Origin of the sequence: Halorubrum sp. Atlit-26R (assembly GCF_003666015.1) — an archaeon.
GTDB lineage: Archaea > Halobacteriota > Halobacteria > Halobacteriales > Haloferacaceae > Halorubrum.
Genome location: NZ_QPLT01000178.1, coordinates 1 through 801, shown reverse-complemented (window position 1 = coordinate 801; position 801 = coordinate 1). Strand labels below are relative to the sequence as shown.

Genomic DNA, 801 nt, shown 5'->3' with positions numbered 1-801 from the left:
TGTACTGTCGGTGACTGTGACTTCTACGTCGTGGCTGCTGGCTGATACAGGCCCTACACCGGCAAACAGGCTCCCAACGAGTAGGAACGCCATTACAAGTGCAGTGGCCGAAGCGGTACGTGCTTTGCCCGCGATCGTGTCGCGGAAAGAGTTTGTGTCGGTCATTTCGAGTGTTTTCCGTGGCAGTTTGTTACAATTCTAACTGCGCTAATAATAAATCTGCCAGCCACGTTATTAACACTTCGGCAACACAAGAAAACAACCCGCATAAACCGCCTGCCGACTACAGCTCGACTTCCGACGCAAGCCGATCCGCAATCGCATCGAACGCCATGTCCACAAGCGATGCGCCCGCCGCGAACACGAACTCAAACGGGTTCACCCCGACCACGAACGCTGCTGCGAACACCACACCGACAAGCAGCAGGAATCGCAACAGAACGCCGAGAATTCCACCTGCGATCGGCGCGGCTGCCTTCGCAGCAATCCACCACACCATCGCTATCGACTCCGCCCGGGCGGTTCCTTACCAACACTACCTCCGGAAAGCAGGTAGAGTCCACCGAGGAATGCACCGCCAACCCCAGCAGCCTGCCACCACTTCACATCAGGCGCATCGAACCCAGACCCATCACCGCCACCGCCACCGCCACCGCCAGAGTTGGACTCCTCTGCGTTCTCTTGCATCGTGTTGATCTTCTCGTTCAAGCGGTCCAGCTCCGCCTGCATCTCGGTCGGATCGTAGTTCTGGTCGTTCGTGGACTCCGTTGTCGTCGAATCCGTCTCGTCACCAGTGGTCAC

At 57.7% G+C, this 801-nt stretch carries 1 protein-coding gene and 1 pseudogene; both read right to left on the bottom strand.

The window, feature by feature from the left end:
• Window positions 1-283: 283 nt before the first annotated feature.
• Window positions 284-499, bottom strand: coding sequence for a hypothetical protein (locus tag DVK07_RS20020; RefSeq protein WP_121598556.1), 216 nt, complete (start codon window positions 497-499; stop codon window positions 284-286).
• Between the two features lie 2 nt (window positions 500-501).
• A pseudogene (locus DVK07_RS22930) lies at window positions 502-801 on the bottom strand (hypothetical protein); the annotation flags it as partial.

Coding starts and splice junctions, on each gene's coding strand:
- DVK07_RS20020 (WP_121598556.1), bottom strand. CDS start 499: ATGGTGTGGTGGATTGCTGCGAAGGCAGCCGCGCCGATCGCAGGTGGA.